The organism is Streptomyces luteireticuli (genome assembly GCF_041519305.1).
GTDB lineage: Bacteria > Actinomycetota > Actinomycetes > Streptomycetales > Streptomycetaceae > Streptomyces > Streptomyces luteireticuli.
The window spans coordinates 56,155-81,662 of sequence record NZ_CP167929.1; the positions used below are offsets into that span (position 1 = coordinate 56,155).

Annotated in this window: 31 protein-coding genes; 15 read left to right on the plus strand and 16 right to left on the minus strand. The window is 71.5% G+C overall.

The window, feature by feature from the left end:
* The first annotated feature begins 17 nt into the window (after window positions 1-17).
* The 8 genes from AB8735_RS38955 (at window position 18) to AB8735_RS38990 (ending at window position 10,719) form a co-directional block, all read left to right on the plus strand.
* Window positions 18-827 (plus strand): cell division protein FtsK, encoded by an 810-nt coding sequence (locus tag AB8735_RS38955; RefSeq protein ID WP_372412592.1) that lies wholly within the window; start codon window positions 18-20, stop codon window positions 825-827.
* On the plus strand, window positions 824-1,630 hold the full coding sequence (locus tag AB8735_RS38960; protein ID WP_372412594.1) for a hypothetical protein: 807 nt from the start codon (window positions 824-826) through the stop codon (window positions 1,628-1,630). Before AB8735_RS38955 ends, AB8735_RS38960 begins: the two co-directional genes overlap by 4 nt.
* Before the next feature lie 62 nt (window positions 1,631-1,692).
* Window positions 1,693-4,281: an ATP-binding protein gene (locus AB8735_RS38965; protein WP_372412596.1), complete on the plus strand. Its 2,589-nt coding sequence runs from the start codon at window positions 1,693-1,695 to the stop codon at window positions 4,279-4,281.
* A complete protein-coding gene (locus AB8735_RS38970; protein ID WP_372412598.1) occupies window positions 4,278-6,473 on the plus strand; it encodes a hypothetical protein in 2,196 nt (731 codons plus the stop codon). Before AB8735_RS38965 ends, AB8735_RS38970 begins: the two co-directional genes overlap by 4 nt.
* Window positions 6,474-6,614: 141 nt before the next feature.
* Window positions 6,615-7,451, plus strand: a complete 837-nt coding sequence (locus AB8735_RS38975; protein ID WP_372412599.1) for a hypothetical protein — start codon at window positions 6,615-6,617, stop codon at window positions 7,449-7,451.
* Window positions 7,452-7,455: 4 nt separating this feature from the next.
* The gene (locus AB8735_RS38980) at window positions 7,456-8,622 is read left to right on the plus strand and encodes a peptidase M23 (RefSeq protein WP_372412600.1); all 1,167 of its coding nucleotides are present in this window, start codon (window positions 7,456-7,458) and stop codon (window positions 8,620-8,622) included.
* Window positions 8,623-8,770: 148 nt separating this feature from the next.
* Window positions 8,771-9,997 (plus strand): MFS transporter, encoded by a 1,227-nt coding sequence (locus AB8735_RS38985; protein WP_372412602.1) that lies wholly within the window; start codon window positions 8,771-8,773, stop codon window positions 9,995-9,997.
* A gap of 80 nt (window positions 9,998-10,077) precedes the next feature.
* The gene (locus tag AB8735_RS38990; protein ID WP_372412603.1) at window positions 10,078-10,719 is read left to right on the plus strand and encodes a 2'-5' RNA ligase family protein; all 642 of its coding nucleotides are present in this window, start codon (window positions 10,078-10,080) and stop codon (window positions 10,717-10,719) included.
* Window positions 10,720-10,721: 2 nt separating this feature from the next.
* Here AB8735_RS38990 and AB8735_RS38995 read toward each other — a convergent pair whose 3' ends face one another.
* Entirely contained in the window at window positions 10,722-10,997 is a 276-nt protein-coding gene (locus tag AB8735_RS38995) for a hypothetical protein (protein ID WP_372412605.1), read from the minus strand.
* Window positions 10,998-11,335: 338 nt separating this feature from the next.
* Between AB8735_RS38995 and AB8735_RS39000 the strand changes: the two genes are divergently transcribed.
* The 4 genes from AB8735_RS39000 to AB8735_RS39015 all read left to right on the plus strand — a co-directional run bounded on the left by AB8735_RS39000 (window position 11,336) and on the right by AB8735_RS39015 (window position 13,971).
* Window positions 11,336-12,292, plus strand: a complete 957-nt coding sequence (locus AB8735_RS39000) for a hypothetical protein (RefSeq protein ID WP_372412606.1) — start codon at window positions 11,336-11,338, stop codon at window positions 12,290-12,292.
* A gap of 86 nt (window positions 12,293-12,378) precedes the next feature.
* The gene (locus tag AB8735_RS39005) at window positions 12,379-13,050 is read left to right on the plus strand and encodes a hypothetical protein (RefSeq protein WP_372412607.1); all 672 of its coding nucleotides are present in this window, start codon (window positions 12,379-12,381) and stop codon (window positions 13,048-13,050) included.
* A gap of 59 nt (window positions 13,051-13,109) precedes the next feature.
* Window positions 13,110-13,679: a hypothetical protein gene (locus AB8735_RS39010; RefSeq protein ID WP_372412609.1), complete on the plus strand. Its 570-nt coding sequence runs from the start codon at window positions 13,110-13,112 to the stop codon at window positions 13,677-13,679.
* A gap of 88 nt (window positions 13,680-13,767) precedes the next feature.
* Window positions 13,768-13,971, plus strand: coding sequence for a hypothetical protein (locus AB8735_RS39015; RefSeq protein ID WP_372412611.1), 204 nt, complete (start codon window positions 13,768-13,770; stop codon window positions 13,969-13,971).
* 3 nt (window positions 13,972-13,974) lie between these two features.
* Here the strand turns inward: AB8735_RS39015 and AB8735_RS39020 are convergent, their stop codons facing one another.
* A complete protein-coding gene (locus AB8735_RS39020; protein WP_372412613.1) occupies window positions 13,975-14,499 on the minus strand; it encodes a hypothetical protein in 525 nt (174 codons plus the stop codon).
* A 175-nt stretch (window positions 14,500-14,674) separates the two neighbouring features.
* Here AB8735_RS39020 and AB8735_RS39025 point away from each other — a divergent pair, with 175 nt between their 5' ends.
* Genes AB8735_RS39025 through AB8735_RS39035 form a run of 3 tightly spaced genes read left to right on the plus strand, consistent with a single transcriptional unit; the run spans window position 14,675 to window position 17,106 of the window.
* The gene (locus tag AB8735_RS39025; protein WP_372412615.1) at window positions 14,675-15,955 is read left to right on the plus strand and encodes a cytochrome P450; all 1,281 of its coding nucleotides are present in this window, start codon (window positions 14,675-14,677) and stop codon (window positions 15,953-15,955) included.
* A gap of 44 nt (window positions 15,956-15,999) precedes the next feature.
* Window positions 16,000-16,749 (plus strand): enoyl-CoA hydratase/isomerase family protein, encoded by a 750-nt coding sequence (locus tag AB8735_RS39030; protein WP_372412617.1) that lies wholly within the window; start codon window positions 16,000-16,002, stop codon window positions 16,747-16,749.
* 30 nt (window positions 16,750-16,779) lie between these two features.
* A complete protein-coding gene (locus AB8735_RS39035; protein WP_372412618.1) occupies window positions 16,780-17,106 on the plus strand; it encodes a hypothetical protein in 327 nt (108 codons plus the stop codon).
* Here the strand turns inward: AB8735_RS39035 and AB8735_RS39040 are convergent.
* From AB8735_RS39040 to AB8735_RS39105, 14 genes are all read right to left on the minus strand, one after another.
* Window positions 17,078-17,725: a hypothetical protein gene (locus tag AB8735_RS39040; RefSeq protein WP_372412620.1), complete on the minus strand. Its 648-nt coding sequence runs from the start codon at window positions 17,723-17,725 to the stop codon at window positions 17,078-17,080. The genes AB8735_RS39035 and AB8735_RS39040 overlap by 29 nt on opposite strands.
* A 106-nt stretch (window positions 17,726-17,831) precedes the next feature.
* Window positions 17,832-18,326 carry a hypothetical protein gene (locus AB8735_RS39045; protein WP_372412621.1) on the minus strand — a complete coding sequence of 165 codons (495 nt, stop codon included), beginning with the start codon at window positions 18,324-18,326 and terminating at the stop codon, window positions 17,832-17,834.
* A gap of 59 nt (window positions 18,327-18,385) precedes the next feature.
* Entirely contained in the window at window positions 18,386-18,523 is a 138-nt protein-coding gene (locus tag AB8735_RS39050; protein ID WP_372412623.1) for a hypothetical protein, read from the minus strand.
* 23 nt (window positions 18,524-18,546) lie between these two features.
* Window positions 18,547-18,903: a hypothetical protein gene (locus tag AB8735_RS39055; RefSeq protein WP_372412625.1), complete on the minus strand. Its 357-nt coding sequence runs from the start codon at window positions 18,901-18,903 to the stop codon at window positions 18,547-18,549.
* Window positions 18,903-19,469 carry a hypothetical protein gene (locus AB8735_RS39060; RefSeq protein ID WP_372412627.1) on the minus strand — a complete coding sequence of 189 codons (567 nt, stop codon included), beginning with the start codon at window positions 19,467-19,469 and terminating at the stop codon, window positions 18,903-18,905. Before AB8735_RS39060 ends, AB8735_RS39055 begins: the two co-directional genes overlap by 1 nt.
* A 356-nt stretch (window positions 19,470-19,825) precedes the next feature.
* Window positions 19,826-19,984: a hypothetical protein gene (locus tag AB8735_RS39065; protein ID WP_372412628.1), complete on the minus strand. Its 159-nt coding sequence runs from the start codon at window positions 19,982-19,984 to the stop codon at window positions 19,826-19,828.
* Window positions 19,985-20,075: 91 nt separating this feature from the next.
* On the minus strand, window positions 20,076-20,621 hold the full coding sequence (locus tag AB8735_RS39070) for a hypothetical protein (protein WP_372412630.1): 546 nt from the start codon (window positions 20,619-20,621) through the stop codon (window positions 20,076-20,078).
* Window positions 20,622-20,699: 78 nt separating this feature from the next.
* Window positions 20,700-20,927, minus strand: coding sequence for a hypothetical protein (locus AB8735_RS39075; RefSeq protein WP_372412632.1), 228 nt, complete (start codon window positions 20,925-20,927; stop codon window positions 20,700-20,702).
* The gene (locus AB8735_RS39080; RefSeq protein ID WP_372412633.1) at window positions 20,924-21,133 is read right to left on the minus strand and encodes a hypothetical protein; all 210 of its coding nucleotides are present in this window, start codon (window positions 21,131-21,133) and stop codon (window positions 20,924-20,926) included. The genes AB8735_RS39075 and AB8735_RS39080 overlap by 4 nt, the downstream gene beginning before the upstream one ends.
* Window positions 21,133-21,528 (minus strand): hypothetical protein, encoded by a 396-nt coding sequence (locus tag AB8735_RS39085; protein ID WP_372412635.1) that lies wholly within the window; start codon window positions 21,526-21,528, stop codon window positions 21,133-21,135. The genes AB8735_RS39080 and AB8735_RS39085 overlap by 1 nt, the downstream gene beginning before the upstream one ends.
* Window positions 21,529-21,674: 146 nt before the next feature.
* Complete coding sequence (locus AB8735_RS39090) at window positions 21,675-22,370, minus strand: VWA domain-containing protein (protein WP_372412636.1); 696 nt, start codon at window positions 22,368-22,370, stop codon at window positions 21,675-21,677.
* A gap of 128 nt (window positions 22,371-22,498) precedes the next feature.
* Complete coding sequence (locus tag AB8735_RS39095) at window positions 22,499-23,509, minus strand: hypothetical protein (RefSeq protein WP_372412637.1); 1,011 nt, start codon at window positions 23,507-23,509, stop codon at window positions 22,499-22,501.
* 656 nt (window positions 23,510-24,165) lie between these two features.
* Complete coding sequence (locus AB8735_RS39100; RefSeq protein WP_372412639.1) at window positions 24,166-24,489, minus strand: hypothetical protein; 324 nt, start codon at window positions 24,487-24,489, stop codon at window positions 24,166-24,168.
* A gap of 593 nt (window positions 24,490-25,082) precedes the next feature.
* On the minus strand, window positions 25,083-25,343 hold the full coding sequence (locus AB8735_RS39105) for a hypothetical protein (RefSeq protein WP_372412641.1): 261 nt from the start codon (window positions 25,341-25,343) through the stop codon (window positions 25,083-25,085).
* Between the last annotated feature and the right edge of the window lie 165 nt (window positions 25,344-25,508).

The window sequence follows — 25,508 nt, forward strand, 5'->3', positions numbered from 1 at the left end:
AGGAGTTGCAGACCGTCATGCCCATCCAGGCACTTCGCAGCACCGTCCGCCTCACCGACCCGCACACCCTTACCGCCCTCGACCGGGCGGACGGCCCGCTGCTGGGCCTGGCCGACGGCGACGAGCCCGTCTTCCTGCCCGCCCACCTCGAGAACGTCCTGGTGGCGACCCCCAGCGGCGGCGGCACCACCACGGTGCTGCGCACCATCGGCGCCCAGGCGCTCGCCCTGGGGGCGAGCCTGGAGATCCTCGATGTCGGCGGCATCTCCCACACATGGGCGAGGAAGCTGCCGCGCGCCGAGGTCTTCACCGGCCTTGCCGCGATCCACACCCACCTGCTCGACAGCGCCCAGGCGCTGCGCCGCCGTGCGCCCGCCGCCGGGGCGGGGGAGTGGGCGGGGCGGCGGGTGCTGCTGATCGAGAACCTCTACGGCCTGGTGCAGGGCCTGCGCCACTACTGGTCCCTGACCCGGCCCGAGAGCCAGCTTCAGGAGGCACCAGCGGTCGAGGCCCTGGCTACGGTGCTGGTGGCCGGCCGGGCCGCGGGGATCCAGAGCATCGCGGGCAACCCGCGCGGCAGCGTGCCCGGCCTCGGCACGGTGGCCGTGCGCGAGGTCTTCCCCGCCCGCCTGGTCGCCGGCACCGCCGCCCTGTGGTCCCGCATCGCCCCCGAGATCTGGGCCGTACCCCGCACCTCCCTGCTCCCGGGCCGGATGCACCACGTCGCCGACACCACCATGACGGGCCTTCAGGCCCTGTACCTGACCGACACCGAAGCCCGCGCCCTGGCCCGCGGCCCCGAAAAGAAGAAGGAGGCGAGCCGGTGAAGCTGTCGACCCTGATCTCCCGGATGCGTCCCGCCCGCCCCGATGTGCAGCCGCCCGCCGTCCAGGGACTGCGCCAGATCGCCCCGCTGACCCTGCCCGGGCTCGCCCGCACCGTCGAGGCCGCGCAGCACCCGGTCCTCGGCTTCGGCGTCGGCGACCTGCCGGTGCTGCTGACCCCCGAGCACGGGCACGTCCTGCTGGCCGGCGGGGCCGGCCACGGCTGCACCGTCGCGCTGCGGGGCCTGGTCGCGCAGTACCTGCGCCGCGGCGTGGAGGTCGACCTGCTCGACCTGCACTTCGAGCACACCTGGGCACACCACCTGCCCGGCATGACCCGCGTGGAACACCCCGACGCCCTGGCCCGTCACCTGGCCGCGCTGGCCGAGCAGGTACGCAGCGGGCCCGGCGGACGGCAGCGCGTGCTGATGATCGAAAGCGCCGCCACCGCCGAAGCCGTCTGCACCGGAGCGGCGGCAGAGGCCCTGACCACGCTGCTCGCGCACGGCCGCACGGCCGGCGTACGGGTGGTGATGGCCTGCCACGACGTCCCCCGGAACCTGCCCGGCCGCGCCCGCGACCGCTTCACCACCCGCCTGCTCGCACACCCCAGCGACACCACCTGGCGCTGGGCCACCGGCGGCGAACCGCCGCCCACGGCCCGGTCCGATGGCGGGCCCGGGCGCATGCACTTGGTCTCCCGCACCGGTGCTGCCCCTGCCGAGGTCCAGGTCCTCTACCTCACCCAGGCCCAGGCCCGCGCCTTCGCCCGCGGCACCGACCCGGCGAAGGAGCCGGGCCGATGACCCCCGCCGCGCCGCCCGTCGCCCCGCCACTGAACTACCGCCCCTTGTAAGGAGATCCACCGATGAGCAGCACGACGAAGGCCGCGAAGAAGGGCGCCTCGCGTCTGGGCCGGCTCCTGGGCCTGGGCGCCGAGCGGCTGATGAAGGAGCCTCAGCTGGAGGCGATATCCGACGGCCTGATCGTCACGGACACAGCGGCCGAGGCATGGTTCGTCCTGTCGGCCGCGAACACCGACCTCATGCCGGAGGAGAGGCAGGACGCCGAGCAGGACGCGGCCGCCCTGGCCCTGGCGAAGATCCTCCCCGGCTACGACTGCCACCTGAAGATCCTTTGGTCGCGCCTGGACGGCGAGGCCTACCGTGCCGAGGCGCGGCGCATCTTCACCGCCGGCGACGTCGAGGCGGTCGCGGACATGTGGGCCAACCGCCTGGACCTGCTCGACCTGCCGCAGCGTCACCTCCTGCTCGGGGTGAAGATCGCCGAGAGGGACTCGGCGGCCAACGCCACCGTGAAGAAGGCCACCACCGGCGCGCTCGGCCTGGCCCGCACCGGCCTCGCCGACGGCGAGCTCGCCCAGCTCGACGCCCTGGCCCGCCGCCTCGAGCGCCGCCTGGAGGCCACCCCCTGGCGGGCCCGGATCGCCCCGGTGGAACTGCTCGCGTGGGCCGTCTCCCGCGAGTCCTACCGCCCCCAGCCCGCCCCGCCCCACCTGCCGGCCATCACCGGCGCCTCCCTGGTCCGCCTGACCCAGTCCAAGGCCGTCCCGCACGCCGACCACCTGCGCATGCTCGACGCCCGCGGCGAGACGGCGGCGTGGGTGAGCGTCCTGGCCATGCCGACCTTCCCCGCCGAGTTGCACACCCCCGGCGAACAGGAGTGGCTGCGCTGCCTGTCGGAGATCACCTACTCCCACCCCGATACCGGAGCTGAGGCCCTGGTGTGCCCGGAGGCATCCGTGCGCTTCAACGTCTGGACCCGGGGCCAGGCCATCAAGGAGGTCGACAAGGTCCGCACCACGGCCAAGGAACAGCGCAAGTCCGCGGCCGAGAACAGCGCGGGGGAGACCTTTGCCGAGACGGAGGAAACCGAGATCGTCATGGAGCATCTGCGCAAGCGGATGTCCCGCGACGGCATGACGCTGCTGGCCGACCACCCGCGCTTGATCGTCTCCTCCACCGAGTCGCTGGAGGACCTGCGGGCCCGCTGCGACGCGGTCGTCGCCCACTACGCCGGCCTGAGCATCGACGTGGGTATCGCCAGCGAAGAGCAGCGCGAACTGTGGCTGGAGTCCCAGATCGGCGACATGCTGCGCGTGCTGGACCTCGGCCACATCCGCGACACCAGCGCGCTGGCCGCCTCGATGTTCTGGGGCGGCTCGGAGGCCGGCGACGACGAGGGCCCGGTCGCCGGACTGCTCACCGGCACGACCCCGGGGGTATGCCGCCTGGACATCACCGCCGGCAGTGCCAGGGGCGATGCGACCACGACGGCCTTCGTTGGCCGCTCCGGCCGCGGCAAGACCACCAGCATGATGCTCGCAACCCTCATCGCTGCCCAAAAAGGTGCATTTGCCCTCATGTTGGGGTTCAAGGGCGATGAAGGCGGCCTGATCCGCACGGGCGAGTACTACGGCATCGACTCCCACCACGTCACCTGCGGTATCGACACCCCGGCCGTGGCCGATCTTTACCGGCTGCTGCCCCAGGGTGACGCCGCTCTGCAGGTCGTCTCCCAGCTGCTGATCATCCTGCCCGAGCGTATGCGCGAAGCCGGCGTCGAGACGCATCTGCTCAAGGCGTGCAACGAGATCTCCCAGCATGAGGACGCCGCCTCCTGGCGGGTGATCGAACTCCTCAAGCACAGCGACGACGCCCTGGCGGCCGAGGCCGGCCAGGCCCTCGAGGAACTCTCCCGCACCCCGCTGGGCGCGCCCCTGCTCGGCCGCCCCCGCCCGGGGGCCTCCCCGCTGCGCCCGGAGCCGGGACTGTGGCTCGTGCAGGTTCCGGGCCTGACGATGCCTCAGGCCGGTACGGCGCCACGTGACATGACGATGACCGAGCGGGTCTGCCTTGCGCTCATGCGCGGGCTGATCGCGTACGCGCTGTCCACCTCCGCCCGCGCCGACCTGCGCAACCTCCCCAAAGTGGTCGCCGTGCCGGAAGTCCATGTACTGACCGGAACGGACGACGGGCGCCGCTTCCTGGACTACATCGCACGCACCGGCCGCGCGCTCGACACCTCCCTGGCCATCGACACCCAGGACCCCAAGAGCCTGCTCGGCCTCGACGGTGTCCTGGAGGCGATCACCACGGTGCTGGCCTTCGAGCAGTCCACGGCCGCGCAGCAGAACGCCATGGCGGAGTTGCTGCGCCTGCCGGTCTCGGATGCCACGCGGGCCCTGATCCACGGCGTGGGCAAGGACATCCGCGGCGAAATCAAGCACGGTCACTGCATCATCCGTGACCGGCGCGACCGCGTGGCCACCATGCAGTTCGACGCTCCCACCGCCGAGGTGTTCCGCCTGCTGTCGACCAACCCGAAGGACCAGGCCGAGGGCTACCAGCGCACCCAGGCCACCGCGGGCGCGGCAGGCGAGGCGCGTCCGGAATCTGTCCACAGGCACGGGCCGGAATCGTCGGAGGCCGCATGATCCGCACCCGCGGGCCGGCCGACGCCGCCCTGTCCACCAGGAGACAGCCCACCATGACACCCCCACAGCGCGCCCTGGCCCGCGCGTTCACACCGTTGGCGCGCGGCGCGCGGCGGCTGACGCCGTTGCTGGACCGCTTCTTCGTCCTGTTCCTGCGTGTGCGGCTGAGCCTGCCGCGCACCCGCACCGCGCTGATCCCGCTCCTCGGCATCCTGGCCACGCTCGGCGCCCTGGCGCCGGCCGCGGCCGCCGACGGCCCCGACGACTACGCGCCGGGCGGCGTCGGCGAGTTGATGCCCTCTCCCATCAAGCCCGACGGCCAGGGGACGCTCTTCGAGACCTACAGCCCGGACGTCTTCCAGCTCGACAAGCAGCTCAGCTCGGACTTGACCGGCGGCGACCTGATCGACGGCTGGATGAACGGCATCGCCGAGTTCCTCATGCGGATCCTGACCGTCATCGGCCGGGCCGCCGTCGTCATCGTCGAGTGGTGCTTCAACTTCGTCTCCCTGCCGGAGATCGAAAAGCCCATCGAGCACGCCATCGGCGCCGCCGCAGCACCGATGGTGCAGATGTTCCTGCCCGCGGCCCTCGCGGTCGGCGGCTTCACCGCCTGGGCACGGCGCTCCCAGACCTCCCCGCTCGGGCAGCTCGCCTGGGTCGCCGCCAGCGCGGCCCTGGCCACCACCTTGCTGGTCAGCCCCGGAACGTGGGTCAAGGGCGTGGACAACGGCCGCAAAGTCGGCTCGGACCTCGCCATGACCACCATCGGCGCCGGCCTGACCGGCACCGACGACGCCGCCATGCCGTTCAAGACGCCCGAACCCCAATGGTCGGGCAACGCCAAGGACGACACCATGCGCCGCGCGGCCGACGCCGTGTGGAGGACGTACGTGGTCACCCCCTGGTGCGTGGCCGACCTCGGCACCATCAAGGCCTGCCAGAAGTGGGGCCCGTCGATCGTCAAGCTCAAGGACGACATGGACGGCCGGGAGGACTACCTCAAAACGACCCTCACCGACAAGACCGTCGGCAAGGCCGCGGTCAACTGGCGCCAGGGCCACACACCCGGCGGACGCATCGCCGTGCTCGCCGCGGCCATCGTCAGCGCCACGATCTTCTGCGCCCTGGTCATCGTGATGGCCTTCGCCACCCTGGCCTCGCTGATCGGCGCACTGATGCTCCTGGTCTGCGGCGTGGCCTTCGCCACCCTGTGGTGCATCCCCGGCAAGCCGCGCCAATGGGGTGTGGCGTGGTTCGAGATGCTTCTGGGCCTGGTGCTCGTCTCCTTCACCTCCACCATGCTGCTCGGCTCCGTCATGGTCGTCTCCTGCGCCATGCTCACCATGCTGGGCACCTACGGCTGGCTCATGGTCTCCGCGCTGAACATCTGCGCCACCGTCATGGCCTTCAAGGTCAAGGGGCGCCTCGACGGCATCGTCTCCGCCGGCGGCGCCCAGCTGGCCGGCCGCGGTTTCCTCGGCACCATCGGCCGCATGGCCAGCGCCCGCCGCCTGCGCAAGGCCTTCTCCGGCAAGAGCAACCGCCCCGGCTTCGGTGACATGGACCGCCAGCCGGTAGCGGTCACCGGCGGCGGATCCTCCGGTTCTGACATGTCGGGCGCTGCAGCTGCGACCCGCACCCACCAATCCCGTAATTTCCCCCCTCCGCCCAATTACCCGCCCCGCCCGAACCATCCCCCGGCGCCTAACTACCCGCCCCCGCCCGTTCAACCGCCCCATCCCACGGGTGGGCCCGGCGGCCATGGCGCCGGGACGGGACTGGGCACACCCGGGCCTGCGAGGAACCCCGGGGCGCAGCAAAAGGCCCAGGCAGCAGGGCAGAAGGCGGGCAACGGTGCCCGCGGCCGCCGGACCGCAGCAGCCATGCACCCCGGCACCGGAAGCGGCACTGCGGCTGGGGGCTACGGCGTGCGTTACGGCTCACCGCCCTGGACTGGGATCCCCGACCCCACCGCGCCGCAGACGCGCGTCCTGCGCGGCACCGTCGTCGGCTCCGCCGACCACGGCACCGGCCGGTTCCGGTCCTACCCGCCGCCGCCCGCCGGGCCCGAGCGCCCGGCACCCCGTGCCCCCCGCACGGTCACCGGCACCCCGGTGACCCCGGGCGCTTCCCGGCCGAGGCCGTCCGCACCCGCACTGCCGCCGGCCCCGCCCGGCAAGGACGCATGACCTGACCGGGCCTTAAGGCCCAGCCGTGAACCCCCGGTCCGGCCGCCCCCCCTTGGGCGGCTGGACCGCCCCGGGGCCATCCCGTCACGCCCTCATTCCCCCTTTCTTCTGCGCCCTCGCAGCCACGTACGGAGCGCCGCCATGCATGACGACGACCACGAGATACCCCCTGCCACCGGCCCCGGGCCGGACCCGCGCCCCGGCCAGGCCCCGCCCGTCCCCAGCTCGGCCGCCGAATGGCGCGAGGCCCTGCGCAAGGAGCAGCTGCCCGAGGACCTCGCGCAGCTCCCGCGCCGCAAGCGCCGCAAGGCCGCCCGCGCCTGGCGCTCCGCGCGGCGGGACGCCCGCGCGCAGTGGATCAAGAACGAGCGCAAGAACACCCCCACCCCCCTGACCGTCCCTCTCCTCGCCCTGGTCATCGCTGGTGCGGTGCTGGGGGCTGCCTGGCTGTGGCCGGAGCACTCCTCCGACCGCACCACCGCCACACCCCGCGCCACCCCCACCACGAGCGCGGACGAACACGAGCCCGACACCCCGCCGGTGCCCGTCGCCCCGGGCAGCCCCGCCCCGGCCCTGACCAACCCCGACGACGTGGCGAAAGGATTCGCCACCGGGTACTCCACCCGCCTGCCGCTGCAGGACGGCTCCCACACCGCCGCCGTCCAGCGCGCCGCCCCCTACGCCTCCGCCCCCCTGACCGCCAACCTGCGCCGGCACGACGACCGCGACTTCAACAAGCTGGTCGCCGCCCAGGCCCGCGAGGCCAAGCCGTCGAAGGTCGTCATCACCGAACCCGCCGGCCGCGACCAGCGGCCCGCCCCCGACACCCCCATCCGCGTCTGGCGCCTGGCCACCGTCACCGTCGACGTCAAGGGCACCGACAACTACACCTACGAGCGGCGCCTGACGCTCGAGGTCTCCCGCGCCGACACCGGCGCGCCCTGGATGGTCACCCGCGTCCTCGGAATCGAGGAGTAGCGGCGTGGACGGAACCGACCTCGCCCACGCGGCACTCAAGGCATCCGGCGTCGTCAAGAAGGGCATCGGGCTGAAGTTCGGAGCCATCGGCGCCGCCGTGTTCTGCCTCGTGCTGATCCTGCTGGGCTCCTTCATGCCCGCCCCCGATGCAGCGGCAGCCTCCTGCCAGGACTCCGGGCCCGGCACCGACAACGCAACGCCCGTCAACAGCAGCAGCCGCGGGCAGAGCACCGGCAGCATCCGCCAGCAGCAGATCACCAACGCCAAGACCATCGACCAGGTCGCCCAGAAACTCGGCCTGCCCGGCCGGGCCACCCTGATCGCCCTGATGACCGCCCTGCAGGAGAGCGGACTGCAAAACCTCAACTACGGCGACCTCGACAGCCGCGGCCTCTTCCAGCAGCGCCCCAGCGCCGACTGGGGAACGGTCGAGCAGATCATGACCCCGACCTTCGCCGCCGAGTCCTTCTTCAAGGGCCGCGGCACCAACCGCGGTCTGATGCAGATACCCAACTGGCAGACCCGCCCCATGGGCGAAGTCGCCCAGGCCGTCCAGATATCGAAGTTCCCCACCCTCTACTCCGGCCACGAGTCCGAGGCCCGGGGCATCGCCAAGGAAGCCGGCATCGACCTCGGCCGCAAGGGCACCGCCTCCACCACCAGCACCGCCGACCCCGCCACGTCCGGCACCACCGGCAAGTGCCCGGCCACTCCGACCGGCAACACCAAGAACGGCAGCGGCAAATTCACCGACGGCCGCCAGACCTGGGCCCTGCACAACCCCCGCACCGTCGAACAGGCCATCGCGTGGGCCAAGGCCCACGCCGGCATCAATTCCACCGGCGACTGGTACGCGAGGTGTCTTGCCTTCACGGCGATCGTCTACGGCTGGAATTTCTCCGGCGTCACGTACGCCATCGACCACTACACCGTTGTCCCCAAAGAGATGCGCCACGACGGCGACCGCCACCCGCCGCCCGGCGCCCTGATGTATTGGGACACGGGCCATCGCGCAGGCCACATCGCCGTTTACCTCGGCGGCGGCAAAGTCGCCTCGAACGACATTCTCCGCAACGGCTATATCGACGTGGTCGACGCCGACCTCATCGAAAGCAAATGGGGCGCCAAATATGTGGGATGGACGCCCCCGGTATTCCCCAACGGCGGCTGAAACTCCCGATTCCCGCCCTGCGGCGCAGCCCGGGGCGGGAGCTTTCCGCGCGCAATTTCCTCGCTCACCGCAGGCACCCCGTCCACCGGCCCCCGATCCTGCCAGACGGCGGGCCGGGACGATGCCTTGACGCAAAGGACAGCACCGCGTGACCACCACCGCACCGCCCCCGGCCCCGCCCGCCCCGGTCCGCTACCGCGACGTGCTCACCGCACCCCACGTCGCCCGCCTCCTGGCCGGCGCCGTCATCGGCCACCTCCCCGTCGCCATGGCACCGCTGGCGATCCTCCTCGCCGTACGCGCCGACCACGGCTCCCTCTCCCTGGCCGGCACCCTCGCCGCCGTCTACGGGCTGACCGCAGCCCTCGGCCAGCCCGCCCTCGGCCGGCTGCTCGACCGCCGCGGCCACACCACCACCCTCACCCTCAGCACCGCCTGCTCCACCGCCGCTTTCACCGCCCTCGCCCTCCTCCACCCCGCCGGCCAGCCCGCCGCCGCAGCCGCCGTCACCGCGCTCGCCGGAGTGAGCACACCACCCCTCGAAGCAGCCCTGCGCGTGCTGTGGCCCCACGTCCTGCGCCGCGCCGACGCGCGCCGCGCCGCCCTCGCCCTCGACGGATGCGCCCAGGAGTGCGTCTTCATCGCCGGCCCCCTCCTGGTCCTCGTCCTCAACAACTGCTCCAGCCCCGGCACGGTCCTCGGCGCCACCGCCCTGACCGGACTCGCCGGAGTCGCCCTCTTCCTCAGCGCCGACCCCGCCCGCTGCTGGACACCGGCCCCGCGCACGGCCGCCACCTGGCTCGGCCCCCTCCACGCGCCCGGACCGCGCGCACTCGCCGCCGCCTTCCTCGGCACCGGGATCGCCCTCGGCGCCCTGAACGTCATCGCCCTCGCAGCGGCAGAACGCCACCACGCCGGATACCTCGCCACCCTGATACCGGCCGCCCTCGCCGTCGGCAGCCTCACCGGCGGACTGCTCTACGGACGCCGCCTCTGGCCCGGCCAGCCGCCCGCCCAACTCCGCAGCACCGCAGCCGGAATACTCCTCGGCCTGCTGCTGGTGCTCCCCGACCCGTCCCCCGCCTGGGCCGTCCTTGCCGCCACCGTGCCCGGACTCTTCCTCGCACCCTTCCTCATCACCGCCTTCACCGCCCTGGACCACCTCGCACCCGACGGCACACTCGGCGAGGCATCCGCCTGGCTCATCGCCTGCCTCGGCCTCGGCCAGTCCGCCGGCACCGCCCTGACCGGCGCCGCCGCAGCGTACGGGCACACCGCCGCCACCGGCATCGCCCTCACCGGAGCAGCCCTGGCCGTGGCAGTCCTGACCCTCACCCGCCGGCACCTCACACCCCGCACGGCGCACCACCCATAGCGGCCGCGAACATCCCCCGGCCCCGCGCATCAGCGGCGGGAGCCGAACGGACACCCACCCCACGACGACGGGAGAACGACATGGACAGCTTCTTCGACGAGGTCACCAACCGCCGGTACCCCTACCCGGCCTTCCGGAAAGACCTCCACTGGCACCTAACGGTTGATACCGCCCTCATACACCGCAAACTGGTCGATCCCTACCGGGAGTTGACGCACCGGCCCGGAATCGCACCCGTAGAGGCGCAATGGGCGCACATCACCCTTCTCCACGGCCAGCCGTTGGACGACCTCGCCCCCGGTCAGGCCGAGAAGATCGCCGAGATCGTGACGGGGGAGTGCGAGCAGATCGCACCCTTCGACGTCACCCTCGACCGGCCCAGTGTCGGGCGCGTAGCGATCGAGTGCCCGGGACGTCCGGGGGCACCGGCCCGTCGGCTGTGGGACCTGACCGCCCGGGCGGGCGCGGAGGTCACCCAGGACAACTTCCCACGTATACCCGCGAGTTACTATCCCCATCTGTCCCTGGGCTACGGTTCGCCGACTCCCACCCAGCGGGCCGACCGCGCCGAGCTCAAGGCATGGCTCTCGGACTGCCCGTACGGACCGGTGACGCTGAGGATCACGTCCCTGTCGCTGGTCGCGCAGTGGCACACCGGTCAGTACATCCACTGGGATCACCTCGCCACAATCCCCCTGGCGGGTGAAGCACCGCCGTGCTGAGGTCAGCGGCCGGGCCGGCGGCCCGGAGTGCTCAACTCGTCAGCCCACGAACGGGCAAGCCGCGCGGTGGTCCCATCCAAGGTCGCGTAGTGCCGCAGCATGTCGGCGATCTGATGGGACTCCCAGCGCGTCAGCACCGAATCGTCCTCCGCCACGGAGCCCGACCTGGAGGACGCCAGCCGGCCGTGCTCGCAGCCACCGACGACGGTCATGTCCTCGCCCTGCCACACGGCTCCGGTGATCACGCCTCCGGTGATGCTGTTGGTGACCTTGCTCATGCGTGCCTCCGATGATCGGGAACGGGTCCTTCTCGCACCCTAGCCGCGGGCGAACAACTGTGCGTTCGAGTGTGTTTGAGGGGCGCCAGGCGTTGCTGACGCGGGCTCACGAAGCCCGGAGTCCGCCACCGGGCAACTGCTCACGCAGGCTGTCATCGCGAAGTCAATCCCGATATGCAATGAGTGCGCTGTATGTGCCGCTTTGGGCGTGACGGTTGCGGAATTTATCCACAGGGCGGGCGGCAGAGACTTCGGGAGTTGGCAGGCGCTGCACGGCTCCCGAGAGCGGTGACGGGCCTGTGCCTCATGCATCTCTAGAAGAGAGGTTGATCCCTTTCATGCGTAAGACCCGCATGCGCGTCCTGCGCGCGGCGGCGACGGCTGCAGTCGTCGCCGCGACCGGTGTCCTGGTGGCCCCGAGCGCGTCCGCAACCGAGATTCCCGCCGGCTCCAAGCCGGTCTCGAGCGCACCGGATCACACATCGCAGTCGGACGCCGAGACGGCCGCGGAGGCGGCCCGGTCGGCAACGGTGACGGTGACGGCCCCGAGCGGGCCGGAGCACGGCGCAGGCCCGACGACCGGCCCGGGTAACCCCGAGCCGGGCACGGACCCCACCCCTGACCCGGGCAAGCCCACACCCGACCCGGGCACGGAGGACCCCACGCCGGATCCGGGGAAGCCGACCCCGGACCCCGGCACGGACCCCACCCCCGACCCGGGCAAGCCCACACCCGACCCGGGCACGGAGGACCCCACGCCGGATCCGGGGAAGCCGACCCCGGACCCCGGCACGGACCCCACCCCCGACCCGGGCAAGCCCACACCCGACCCGACGCCCGACCCCGGGAAGCCGACCCCCGACCCGAAGCCCGATCCGAAGCCGGACCCCGACAAGCCCACGCCGGACCCCGGCACGGACCCCACCCCCGACCACGGGAAGCCGACTCCCCGGCCCACCCCCGATCCGAGCACGGACCCCGGTAAGCACGACGGGCACAAGGGCGACGACTCCGACGACACGCGCCGCCACGACGACGGCAGTTCGTCTGACGGCGACAAGAGCGACGGCCAGGACCGCGGGAACTCCAAGGAGCACACCGGCACCTCCGCAGGCGACCGTACGGCCGACCTCGCCTCCCCTCCGGCGGCTGCCAGCCTCGCCTCGACCGGCGCTGACGGCAGCACCGCGCTGAGCATCGCGGCCGGCGGACTGCTCGCCCTGGGGGCCGCGGCGGTCGGCGCCGGCGCCCACGCCAAGCGCCGCGCGGGCAAGCAGAGCCCCGACGCGGCCTGAGTGCTCCACACACCCCCGGGGCAGGAGGAGCACTCCGTCCTGCCCCCGGGGGCCATGGATGACAAGGAAGACCCCCGAGGAGATCCGTGAGCGCCACCGGCCATCACCCGCATCTGCTGTCCGTGGAGACCGTCGACCGCCCATGGGGCCCCCAGCGCGTCTTCCGTTTCCGCGAATTCACCGGCCACGAGCCCGAACCCCAGCCCCTCCCCTTCGACCCACAGATGCCGCGCGAGGACCGGATCGCCCTCGAGGAAGAGCTCCGTGCCGCCCGTGAGCTGTGGAACATCGCCCGCTTCCAGCAGGAGCTGAAGCCCCACCTCACCCGCGCCGCGCCGCTGTGGACCGAGTACGCCACCGCGCGAGAGGCCATGGACAGCCACTACGCCGTGCTGCGCACCGGAGTTGAGGACGGCCGCTGGAACTCCCGGCTCCTGAACCTCATCGAGGCCCACGAAGCGACGCGCGCAGCGGCCCATGCCTTCGACCGCGCCGCCCAGCCGATCGCCGCGCTGGTCGACACCTACGAGTCGGCGGTCGGTCACGGACGTCTGCCCCAGTGGCAGACGATTGCGGCCGGATGCGGCATCGCCGCCGGCAACTGGCAGATCCACCCTGCACCCGACTACAACAACAACCGCTTCCAGACGTCCTCTCCCCTACTCGAAGCGGTCGAGCAGGACATCGAGCAGCACAACGAACTCCTCAACCGCGTAGGCAGGATCACCAGCGGGCGCTGGTCGCCCGCCGCGCAGTGAACCCCTACACCCCGCAGGCCCAAGGCGACGGCCTTGCCGCCTTTTTCAAGGAAGCCGTAGTGAGTGACACCCCGCCCACCGGCCCGCGACCGGGACAGCCGGTGACCGTCCCGCCCGTCGACCCCCTGGCCGCCGAAATCGCCTACGAGCTGAGACAAGCGGCCGCACGCGCACAGCACCGGCTCCGGCACGCGGTGCGCCAGATGAACGAGAACGCGCAGCAGGCCGCACAAGCACTCGGCGCAGACACCGCGCCGTCGGGTGCTGTACCCGCGCGCCCCGGCGCCCCGGCCACGGCCTCCGCCGCCGTCCGGGCAGCTGATGCCTATGCTGCGGCGGTGGCATGTGCCGAGAAGTGGCGCAAGGTCGAACGCACCGCCAGCTGGTACCGCGGCCAGGACACGGACGCCGCGCTCGTCCGCGCCGCGGCCGCCGAAGTGGGCGCGCTCCTCGACGCCTTGCAGGCCGGGAGCACCCTTGCGCGGGAACGGGCGGACCGGACGTGCCAGCGGGCCGGACACGACGGCGAGCTGCTCTTCATGAAGGAGGCGCGCGAGGCCCTGAACCGGAATGAGCAGCAGCCCCTCAACAGCCCCGGTCCGTCCCCGTCCGCGGCACGCTCATGGTGAGACGTCGGCACTGGACGGCAGACGAAGGCCGGCACCGTCCGCACCGTCATCGCCCCACCCAGCCCCCGATGTTGAGAATGGAGAAGCAGTGCACCCCGTGTACCGTCGGCCGGCTCAAGGCCCGCGGCCGGCTCCCCGACGGCGGCCCCAGCCCCTGTCTCCCAAGCCGGACTACCGCAACATCTTCCTCGAACCCCGCTACAGCGACCCGCGCATCCAGGACCTCCAGGACCAGTACGAACAAGAGCGCTGGGAGGAGTACTCCCCACGCCGGGGCACCAACCGCCGCTGACCCTCAGAGCCCCTCGACGACACCGCCCGCACACCCGTCGGCCGCGCGCTGACCGTCGTGCACCGCGCGCTCGACCAGACTGACGCGCGACAGGGTGCCGGTGGTCAGCTCCCCGTGCTCGGCTTCGCGCACGACATCGCGGCCGAAGGCCTCGGCGGCCTTCTTCGGGAGAATCCGCAGACCCGCGGCCGAACGGGCCCCGACCATGCAGAGCTCGAAATCCTCGGCGGCCCGGCGCAGATCGCCTCCACGGCCGGCCGCGGCGAGCAGCAGAGCGGCCGCGCTGCCAACGACGCGTGAGCGCACTGCCCGTACGCGAGAGACACAGGCGTAGGCGGCCCTCGCCATGACGGCGGCATTGCCGACCAGCACCAGGGACGCGATGTCGTTGTGCACCATCGCCGCGGCGATGGCCGCGGCTGCGGCGCCGCCGGCAACGGGGAGGGCCAGGCCCCAGGCGGCCACGGCGAACCGTCGGCGCAGACGGCACGCCTCCGGCCACGCAGGGGCGGATGCGGTACGGGGCATGGTGGCGACTATACGGTCGCCGCCCGGCCGGGCCATCGCCGTCAAGCCGTCGCGGACAATAGCCCCGGCACCACCCCCGCTGCCCGCCGTACTTGGCCGGAATTCATCCACAGGGCGGGCGAAACAGACTCCTTGCACATCGCCTGAGCGAGCGGCGAGTGAAGGGAGACCAACCATGCCCGACCTGAGGGAACCCCACGTCGAGGACATCCCGGCCGACCGCCACACAGCAACCGGCGCCAATTCGCGGGCGGCCGTGGCACTGCTGTCCTCCATCCGGTCCGCACGAGGCCAGGCGGACCCCTACCCCCTCTACGCGCAGCTCCGGTCCCTGGGCGATGCCGTGCCGACCCCGTGGGGACTGCTCCTGACCAGCTACCGCGCCTGCTCCGCGGCCCTGCGCAGCCGGTCCCTGCTCACGCTGGACGCCACATGGCGGGAGCAGCAGGGCGCCCGGTGGACCACGCCGGCTTCCCGCGAGCTGGGCCGCATGCTGATCACCCTCAACCCGCCCGTCCACACCCAGCAACGCCGCGCGCTCGGCGCCGTCTTCGACCGGCCCGCGCTGCAGCGCCTCGAGCCCCTGGTCGAGCACACCACCACCGTCTTGCTGGACCGGCTGGCCGATCATCTCGAGGACAGCCCCGCCGACTTCACCGCCGTGGTCGCCGAAGAACTGCCGATCATCACCATCGGCCGCTGGATGGGCCTGCCCGCCCAGGACCTCCCGCTGCTCCGCTCCTGCGTCCACCACATCTCCTACGCGCAGGAGCTCTTCCCCACAGCACCGCAGCTTGCGCAGGCCGACCAGGCCGCGGAGGCAATGGCGCATTACTTCCGGGCGCTCGTGCGCGACCGGCGACGCAGCCCCCAAGACGACGCCATCACCGCCTGGCTGCGGGCCTGGGACGCCCACGAGCCGGACCGGGCGGCAGCGGACGAGGCGGTGCGCAGCGTGGCCACCTTCATGCTGATGGCCGGCGTGGAGACGACCAGCTCGCTGCTCAACAGCACCGCCTGGCTGATGGCGGCCCACCCCGAACAGGCCCACTGGCTGCGGCGCAACCCGCACGCAGTCGGCGACGCGGTCGAGGAGGTGCTGCGCTTCGACCCTCCGGTCCAGGTGTGCAGCCGGATCGCCCGTCAGGACACGGTCGTTGGCGGTGCCAGGGTCCGGGAGGGACAGCTGGTGTACGTCCTGGTGGGCTCGGCACACCACGACCCTGCCAGCACGGACGAGGCCGGCCGCTTCCGTGTCGACCGCGGCGGCCGCGGTCCTCACCTCGCCTTCGGCGGCGGGGTGCACTACTGCCTCGGCTCGGGCCTCGCCCGGCTGGAAGCAGCCGCCTTCCTGCGCGCCTACCTGCGCCGGTTCCCCCACCTGCAACTCGCAGCACCACCGCGCTGGGAGCCGCGGATGGCCTTCCGGCGCATCACCTCGCTGACGCTCCGCTAACCCCGCCGCTGTTCCCGCAACGTCACGATGAAGGAGAAGCCCCCGTGTCCGACGGCATGAAGAACGTGTCCGTGCACCGTGACGGGGCGGTGCTGTACGTCCAGCTCACCAGGCCGGACCGAGGCAACGTCCTCGACGAGGCCCTGGTGGACGACCTGCTCGCCGTCCTGCGCGGCAGGCCCGCCGACCTCCGCACGGTCGTGCTGAGTGCCGTCGGCCCGGACTTCTGCCTGGGCGGCGACCGGCGCGAGCTGACCGGGGCCCCCGCCGCGGTGCCGCGCATCGGTGAGAAGACCCGCCTGCTCTTCGAGGCCCTGGCCCTACCCGACCTCGTGACCGTGGCTCAGCTGCACGGCCGGGCCGTCGGCGCCGGCGTGGGCTTGGCGGCCGCCTGCGATCTGCGCATCGGCAGCCCGGACTCCACCTTCCGGCTGCCCGAGGCAGCACTCGGCCTGCCGCCGGTGTGGGGTGGCGCGCTGGCGCGGATCATCGGCCAGATCGGCCTCGCCCGCACCACGGAGATGGTCCTGACCAGCCGGGTCATCGACGCCACCTCGGCCCAGCAGATGGGACTGCTGCACACGGTCGCCCCCACCGAGGAACTGGAGCGCAGCGTCCGCAGGACGGCCGCATCCATCGCCCGCAGGCCAGCCCCCGCCATACAGATGACCAAACGCATCCTCCAAGCCTACGCCGCTCCGTCGCGGCTTGCCGACGTCGGCTTCCTCGAGAGCGACCTGATGGCCGGTGCCATCGCCCTGGCCGCCACCAGCACAAGCCACAACGGCATCTGACCACTCACCTCACCAAAGGAAGAAGGCACGATGAACATCTTCAAGTGGGCAGCGCGGCGCCGCGTCGGGAAGGCGGCAGTCGTGGCCCTCCTGGCCAACGAGCTCGCACGAGGCGGCCTGCAGGAACGCATCCTCGCGTGCCTGAAAGAGCGAGGCGCCGACCCGGTGCTGCGCGATGCCGTTATCAGGGAGCTCGGCGGCTTCCGGCGGAAGGCACACCTGGGTGTGCGGCTCGCCGAGATGACCGGGCCCTACGAAGGAGTTGGTCACTTCTTCACGGAGATTCGTCATGCAGAGTTGTACGGTGACCGCATCTTGGCCACGCCGTCTACGGAACCGCGTTCCCGCCGCCGGTAGCGGCGGTACCGAGGTGCTCCGAACGGAGGGCGAGAGCGGGCCCCTGGGCCCTGCCGAGCGGGACGAAGCCGGGGCACGCGGTGTTGCTCCGGTGCTCGTGGTGGCGGACGGCAAGGGGACTTGCGCAGTTCTCGCAGCCCCACACCTCGGGCTCGCTGCCGGGGATGGCGCACCCGGGGTGGTCGCACACGATGCACGTCAGGCGCTCGGCAGTCTTCAGCGCGGGAAGGTCGACGACCAGGCGCTCCCCGTCGGCCGGCGGCGCGAGCGTGGTGAGCTCGTCCAGGAGGTCGTACGCCTCCGGGCAATGGCAGCCAGCGGTGACCATGCCGTCGGCGTGGTGAACGCTCACCTCGTCGTCCCAGTAGGTGCCGCGCGAGCTGTTCCACACGGTGCTGAAGATGACGCGGACTACTGCCGCCGTGCTGTCCATGGCGTCGCCGTGACGGGTGGTGGATGCGAACTCGGCTTCCACCAACGCGGTCAGCTCGGCGGCGCGCCGCGCGTACAGCAGCCTGTTGACGGCCTGGCGGACGTGCTGGAGGGCGTCGTCGTCGAGCGGCTCCAGGAATCCGTACTCGGCAGTGGGGGAGTCCTGCTCCGGCTTCAGGTCGGTCACGTGGTGGGTTCTCCTTTCACGAAATGGCGGGCGCAGGCCTGGGCGCGGGCGAGGAGCCGTGGGTCGCGCGGTCGCGCCCGGGTACCGGTGGGGCGGGGGCTGGTGGTCAGCGGTGCACAGCGATGCGCATATCGCCCCCGTACGAGGGAGCCGAATGGTGGTTGAGCCCGTTCAAGGCTTCGGATACCGCTTCGTCGCAGGCCAGCTCGGGAGCGGCGACCTGCTGGCCGCCGTAGTGGAAGGACGGGGCGGCAGCGGCCCAGCCGCAGTCCTCGTCGCGGTCGCCCCAGTATGCGAAGGTGACGCCGTCGGGCAGCGGCCGGTTGTGCTCGGTGCACCACTGGGTGATGGCCTTGCGCAGGGCGCGCCACCTCCTCGGGGAAGCACCGTAGGGACTGGGGAAGATGTCGCCGACGGGCTTGCCGTTCTTGCCGCACCCGCAGCTCCCGCACGTGCGGGCGGAGCGCGGATTGTCCCTCCGGCAGGCGGTGTTGCGGCACAGCCACAGCAGTCCGGCTGCACGGGCGGCTGCGCGGATGACGGTCTCCTGCTGGCTGTCGGCGTGGGAGAGCAGAACGTCAAGGTCGGAGGTTGCCAGCATGGGCTCCTTCGGATGGGTGCGGCAGGGGCGCCCGGCGAGGCCGGGCGCTGCCGTCGTGTTCAGTCGGCGGTGAGGATTTCTCCGGGGCGCAGGAAGCGGCCGGTGTCGACGAAGTGCTGGCGGCTGGCGGGGGATTCGGTGTCGTAGTCGCCGTAATCGCCGAACGCGATGTCGCACCCGCAGGTGCACGGCGGCATCGGCTCGCCCTGCCCGGAGCAGGTCAGGTGACAGCCTCCGCACTGCACTGGCCAGCAGGATTGGCGAAGGCGCAGGCACACACCCACGGATCGCACGCCCGACACAGGCCGCCCGCCTCGGCCTGCTCGTCGGTCAGCGGCTCATGGCACTGGTGGCACAGGCCATCCGGCCAGGTGAAGCCCAGCTTGTCCAGCATGTTGGTGATCTCTCCGTAGAAGTCCGCGCCGGAGAGGTTCTGGTCGGCCAGGTTCGCCAGGACGACGCGGGTGGCCGCCATCGGGTTGGGCACCCGGGAGCGGGCGGCCACTGTGTCGGCGGCCCGGATCAGCAGGCGGGCGACCCGGTCGACGGCGGGGGCGGCAAAGCGGTGGTTCACCATCAGGCCCCCAGCTCCGGACGGGCGTTGTCCGTCAGCTCCGGGCGAGCGGTCTGCGTGTCCAGCGCGGCGGCCTGCTCCCTGCGCAGGTCGTTGTAGCACCCGACGTCGGGGATGCCCGGGTGGCTGTACTTGGTCTCGGAGCGGAAGAGGACGTCCGGGTCCTCGTCCGGCTCGTCCCAGGAAGCCTGCTCCTCGAACCACTCGCGGAAGGAGGGGAGGGCGGCAAGGTTGCGGCGGGCGCTGTCGAGGTCGTCGCCGTTGACGACCCAGGTGTACGGCGCCTCGCCGTCGTAGCGCTCGGGACCGGCGAAGGTAAGGCTGAAGGCGTGGCCGGGCAGCGGCGGGCCGAACAACTCGGTCAGACGGGCGATCAGGGCGTCGAGGTGCCGCTCGGTGTCCATCAGGCAGTCCGTGCGTATTTCTGCCCACGCGTCCTGCAGAGCCGGTATGACGACGCCGTCGGCGTCCTTGAACCCGGCGAGGAACTCGTCCTGGCGGGCTTTCATCTCCTGGCGGGCACGGATGAGAAGGTGAACTTCGGCAAGGTAGTCGATCGTGTCGGACAAGCTCGGTGGACCTCTCGGGGTCGGGGATGAGAGCGCTGGAGTGGGCGGCTCGTGCGAGCCGCCTGGGTGCGCTGGGCTCATGCGGGAATTCCTTCCTGGGCCGTGGGCGGCGGGGCGCCCGCCCGCGTTGAGATCGGCAAAGGGCGCGCCGGGGGAGCCGGTCGGCGATTCGTGCCGAGGAGCTGAAGAGGACGATCCCCGGAGAGGGACGGACGGCTTTGGTGCGGCCGGGGCTGTGCTGGGCCGCGATGGACACCGCTCATGGGCGGATCGGAGTCCGGGGGCGGTTCCTTCACCCCCGTCCGTCTCTTAAGACTGTACCATATTTTTGGTATCTTCGCAGGTCAGCGCCTTACCTAGCGGCTCCGCGGCTCGGGGCCGGGGACGAAGAGGGGCCTGTACCGGCAGGGGTCGAAGGCGGACATGCGCATCAGCCGGTGAAGTTCGCCCCAGGCTTGGTCGTGAGCGATGGTCTGCATCTCGTCGGCCATGATGACGAGGGGGTTGTCGTCCATCGGGTTCCTCCGGATCGCTGACGGTACTGGTGTAGCCGTGACAGCTGGCGGACTGCTCCAGGGGACAGGCTGAGCCAGCCCGCCGGCACTGTCAGTCGGTGGGCTGTTCGAGCTGCTTCCAGCCGTGGCGTCGGAAGTACGGGTTGATGCTCTCGGCGAACCAGAACGCCCTGCCGAGTTCGTCCACCCTGCCGACTTCTTCCGGCCCGTCGGATTCTGGAAAGTCATCGTGCCGGACGCGGTAGCGCTCAATCGACGGAACCTTCACGCCCAGATGCGCGGCGACGTGGTTGATGTAGTAGCGTCGGCGGCCGCCTGGGTGCGGGTCGATGGTCGGAGCGATGGGCAGCCAGCGGCGCTTGCCCAGGATCTCGGTGATGGGCTTGCCGTCCGGGCGGGCATAGCCGACGGCCTTGGCGAAGGCCTCCACGACCTCGCGTGGGTAGCGCGGCCTGGCCTCGTCCGCCTCGGGGACCTCCACGCCCATAGCCTTGGCGACCGTGCGCAGCGGCGACGGGTCCCTCGGTGGCTGGTCCCGTTGCGAGGGGGCCTTGTGCCACTTGTGCGCGGCGGTCTTGGTCACTCCATAGGCGTCGGCGATCTCCTGGAGGGTCATGAGCTCGTCGCTGCGGGTCATGTACGGTGTCCTGTCTCTTAAAGCTTGATTGTGACGAGAGTACGGCACGCCCTTCCGTACGTCCTGGTCGGGCGGACTTCAGCTCCCCGGCGCCGTTTCCTCGAGCGCGAGTGCGGTGAGGCTGGCCACGGTTGCTAGAAGGGCGTGCACCGACTCGGTGAAGGGCACGACCCCGGCGTGCCGCGCCGCCTTGTACAACCCCACCGCGGTGTCGGCGTCGTCGTTGGCGTAGGCGGTGACGAACCGGGTGGCGAAGCCCCGGGCCGGGTCCTGGGCGAGCGCGCCCGGGACCAGTTCCTCGATCACCAGGTACGTGTCCGCCTCCTGCGGCCCGTGGAGCCTTCCCAGGGCCTTGGTGCCGGCTGCAGCGAGAGCGCAGCACACCCCGTACATTCCGTCGCATCCAGGTTCCCGCCGAGCTGGTCGAGCGCTTCGATGGCCGCCTGCGCGTTGCCGGCCAGGGCCTGGACGAGTGCCTCCATGACCAGCACAGCGGTCTGACGCTGCTCCATCAGCGGGTCTCCTGGGAGAAGGCCAGGTCGAGGCAGCGGCAGTCATCGCGGTGGCACGGCAGCCGGTCGTCGTCGGTGAGCCTGTGGGCGTGGGCGGCGGCCGGGTGACCGCAGGCACAGGGAGCGCCGGGGCCCAGCCCCGCCTCCTCACGTCGCTTCCCACGCTCGGCGAGGGCGGAGTACAGGTCGCGTTCCCGCTCGGCTTCGGCGAGCGCGGCCTGCAGACCGGCGCGGTCGAGGGGGCCGTTCATCTCGGTGGTGTCGATGACGGCCAGGGCCGCGGAGAGGGCGGGCTCGCGGGCGGCGTAGCGGATCAGGGTGTGAAGGCCGCAGACCAGGGTGCCGGCGAGTCGGGCCTGGTGCGCGTAGGAGTCGGTGGGGCCGGGCTCGGTCATGTGGTGCTCCTCGGTGCGGGGCGGGAAGGGGGACGGATGCGAAGCGGCGAAGGCGACCGGCTGCAGATGTCGCGGGCCGGCCGTCACCTTCTCGGGCGGCGGCCGGCCCGCGGAGATCGGGGGAGTGCGTGGTCGACGGCGGGGTGCTAGCGCAGGATTCCGGCGCGGCGGGCGGAGGTGAGCCAGGGGCCGAAGTCCTTGGTGAGGCCGTCGTAGAGGTCGCCGTCCGTCACGCGGCGAGGGTCACCGGCGTGGAAGAAGCCGGCGTTGTCCACCGCGCGGCCCTCCAGGTCGTCGAGCTTCTCCAGGAAGCTGATGCGGTCTCCGAAGCCCACGAAGGCCCAGAACATCGGCAGCTTTGAGGCGTCCCGCAGGGCCTTCTCGGCAGCGGCCCGGTTGTCCGGGTTGCCGTCGCTCTGGAAGATCACGAAGGCCGGGTCGGTGGCGCCGGACTTCTGGTAGTGCTCGACGACCGCGGCGATGGCCGTGTCGTAGTTGGTGCGGCCCATGGCACCGAGCTTGCGGTGCACCTGCTCTATACGGCCGGCGTAGTCGTCGAGGGTGACCTCGGTGGTGCCGTCGACGTTGGTGGAGAAGAGGATGACGGGCACGGTGCCGTCGTCGTCCAGATTGGCGGACAGGCCCAAGGCTTGCTCGGCGAGGTGCTGCACGCTTCCGTCCTTGTAGAAGCGGCGCATCGAGCCGGAACGGTCGAGCACGAGGTAGACGGCGGCGCGCGCGGAGCTGAGACCGCGCTTCTCGAGGCTGACCGCGGCCTGCTTGGCCAGGTCGACGACGGACTGGGTCTGGGGCGTCTTGCTGCCGAAGAGCTTGGTGAACATGGGTTCTTCCTTTCCAGAATGCGGGCCATGGCCCGTTGTTGCGGTGGCCGGCCGTGAATCAACGGCCGACGTCGAGGGTGATCTGGCAGGGCTGTGGACGGATTCCGCGTCTGCCGGCGACGTTCGGCTCAGGTCCTGCCGGAGCGCTCGGCTGCCGGGAGGAGACGCGCGGAGAGCATGGTCTCGCCGGGGATGATGCGCACCGCCGTGCTCAGTTCCGGCTGGGCCGGGGCGATCGCCTGGGGCAGCACGGTGCCCTCCAGCACCGCGCCGTTGCTGATCAGCTCAAGAATCTGCAGGGCGACTTCGGTCGGCACATCGGTCAGCTTCAGGTCCATGGAGCACGCGCTGGTGGCCAGCGTCGTGCTGCCGGAGGCGAGCACGGATGCCTGGCCGGTGGCAACGCCCGGCCGGGACCAGTACGACTGGGTACGCCCCGGGTCCTGGTGGGGCTTGACCCCGCCGATGCCGCAGACGCGGGGCAGTATCTGCTCGATGCGCCGGTTCACCGCCGCGCGGGCCTGGCGGTGCCGCTCGGCTTCCTGCGCGGCTGCGATCGCCTGATCGATCGTCGCCAGGTACCCGGGGAGGAAGCGGCGGACGATGTCACGGGCCATGGCGCGCGGTTCGCGGTCCAGGGAGACGGTGATGTGATCTGCACGATGGACTGATGAACCGTGCGGATAGGTGCCCTTCACCGTCAGGCGACGGCCGGCCCCGCCTTTGCGGTGCTTGTTCTCGTGCCAGATGTGCAGTCCCAGCCCGCGCGGGTGGCTCAAGGTCACCGAGCCGTAGCAGGCATCGCCGGCCTGATGGACCCATCCGCCGCCTTCGACACCGCCCTCGTTGAAGGCCGCTGCTACAGCGCGGCCCAGGGCGTCGAACTGGTCGTGGAGTTCGGCCCGTTCCTGTTCAAGCCGCAGCGCCGGGGGCAGGCGCCACTCGGCGATGTCGGCGGAGTCGGCTTTCGCCTCGGGCCGGTTCGCACGGTGGCGGGGCTCGTCGTCTACCGCGGGGCGGGACATCAGCGGGGTGGATCCGTAGCGGTAGGGCCGCGTCGTTTCACTGGCAGTTGCCGGGCCGCTGCTGGCGCGCTGGCCGACGAAGGGGCGGTTGAAGCCAAGTCGCTGCTTGGGCATATCGGGCTTTCTGGTTGAGGGGTGAGCGGGGGCACCGTCCGGTCGGCTGGGCTGAACGGGGCAGCCGATGCGGCGTCGCACGGCCGCAGTCCCTTCGGGCACTGCCGGCGCAGGGCGATGCACTGCTGCGCGGAGCGCAATGACCCAACGGCAAGACGGGCGTGCGAGGCGCACAAAGCGGCGGCGCAGGTCCGCCGCGAGCAAGAATTCGTGCTCCGGGCGGGGCAGTTCGGTCTTCCTGGACGGGGCTTACGGGAGCGGCCCGGGTGGGACGCACCCCGCGATGTCTCCTAAGACTGTACAGGCGCAGGTGCCGGCGAGTCAAGACTTAAGAAGCGGGCAGGCTGCGAGTGCCCTGCCCTGCCCTGCCCTGCCCGAGCCCGCGGAGCCGGAGATCGCCCGGCTCCGCACTCCGTGCTGACAGCGCTGGCGCCGAGCTGCCGTTGTCGATCCAGGTGAGCCCTCGCGCCCGTCCGGCCGGCACACGCCGGCCGCGCCCCCTTGCCGCAGGGGACACAGGGCCTCAACTGCCCCGCCGGACCAGCCGACGGACGCGCACCGGATCCCGTTCGAGACCGCGGCAACGAACGGGGGAAAGCTGTGCCGGGGAAAGGCGGATGGCCCGTGCGAGCGGGTCGCACGGGCCATCCGGGCAATCAGGCAGCGTGGGCTGTGGCCTCGCCGACCTCGGGACCGGCCAGCTTGGCGTACGGCTCGGTCAGCTGGTCCAGCGCCCGGCGGATCCTGGCGTCCGCGTCCAGAACGTAGCGACGGTGACGGGCCAGATCGGCCCTGCCCTCGTACGCCTCCACCTCCTCCTGCGGCGTCCCGACCCTCTGTGCGAGCCGCTCCAGGTGGAACATGGCCGCAACCATCTCCGTGATCATCGGCGTCTCGACCCGGGCGACATTGCGCACCAGATCGCAGTCCACCGGGGCTTTCGGGAGATGAGGGCGACGGGGCGCAGCGGTGGTACTCATGGGCGAACTCCCTTTCCGGAACATGGGGTGCTGACCCGGAAAGGATGCGGTCGTCGGCCTGTGGATGAAGACCGCGTCCCGCGACGGGCGCCCAGGCACCGCTGTCGGTGCGGTCCTGAGCCCCTTGTGCTCGTCGGCTTCGCCCTGGCCGACTTCCCTGGCGTCCGCTGCTGTTGCTGTGCGGTGGCACGCTTCGCAGCGTGAGGCCTGTTCCCGTTCGGCTGTGTAGCGCGGGTGCCGGGTGAGCCGGTCGCAGTCCATGCATGTGAACCACCCAAGATGGTTGAGACCGGCCTCTGTCACCGCGTACCGGTGCATTCCACGGTGTGCAGCCGGACGGGCGAGGCCGCGCCGGACGAGGGAGTCGAGGACGCGGATCGTGTCGGACACAGTGCCGATCACCCAGCCGCAACCCGGCCACCAAGAGCCGGAGTTCAGGCGCGCGAGGGAGTCGAGGGCGAACAGCTGCTGATGACCGAGAGGGCGAGTCAAGGGGGTCTCCAGGCGGTGGCGTGGTGCGAAGGCGCGCCCTGGTGCTGCTCGTGGCCCGTGCGCGTCGGAGGGGAGCGGGGGAGTGGGCCCGGAATGCCGGGCTATATGGCGCAGTCCGGGCAGTGGCCTTCGCTGTCGAGGAACTGGATGTCGTCGCCGCAGAGGGTGCACGGGTTGCCGGTGGAGGCGTGGAAGCGGGCGTTGTCGATGGCTTCGCTCCAGGAGAGCCTGTTGAGTGCTGCCCAGAGCATCAGATCGGCAACGAGGTCGGCGAGCGCGGTCTCCGGGGTTTCCCCGGTCGTGCCGTAGCAGTCGTCGGAGTAGCGCTTGATGATGGTCCGGGCGCGAGTGGTGGCGGTCATGGAACCTCCGGTCCGAGGCCCCGGGGCGTGGCCGGGGGCGGTGCACCCTGTTGGGGTGCGTCTATCTGGCAAGGGCGAGGGCGCGTGCGATGAGCAGGCGTCTGGGCATGGCGAACTCCTCCAGGGCGAGGTGAGTTGTGGAGAGGTCGGGCGTGACCCGCTGAC